Annotated in this window: 1 protein-coding gene; it reads right to left on the reverse strand. The window is 39.7% G+C overall.

Annotation, left to right across the window (positions count from 1 at the left end):
* Positions 1-355, reverse strand: a 355-nt coding sequence (locus tag F0U47_RS22820; RefSeq protein WP_149752357.1) for a hypothetical protein, incomplete at both ends; no start/stop codon positions are given.

A 355-nucleotide genomic window follows, 5' to 3' on the forward strand; every position in this document is an offset into this window, starting at 1 on the left:
AGAAGAAGTAGATTTCCCCACGACGTTCCTTGAAAGCTCCGTATTTACCAGAGTTCCACCAGAACGGTAAGTGTGAGTGGAAATAGTAATAATAAGCATTTAGGCCAACATCTTCAGTTAAGTAAGCAATTCTGTCTTCGTTGTTGGGGTAAGTCAGGGAATTGGAATAGTTGGCGTACATTACGAATTGTTCGTTTTCTTTGATAATTCCGTAATTATAACATATTTTCTCGTCAAGGCAACCATCCATCATCTTAACGTAGTCCATTTTATTTTTAACTTCCATGTTGACAAAATATTGAGGATAAGCTTCGTATGGAGCAGGTAGAACGAAGCTGGCGGTGTCAGAGCGCTG

Origin of the sequence: Nocardioides antri, from assembly GCF_008373765.1 — a bacterium.
GTDB classification, from domain to species: Bacteria; Actinomycetota; Actinomycetes; order Propionibacteriales; family Nocardioidaceae; genus Nocardioides; species Nocardioides antri.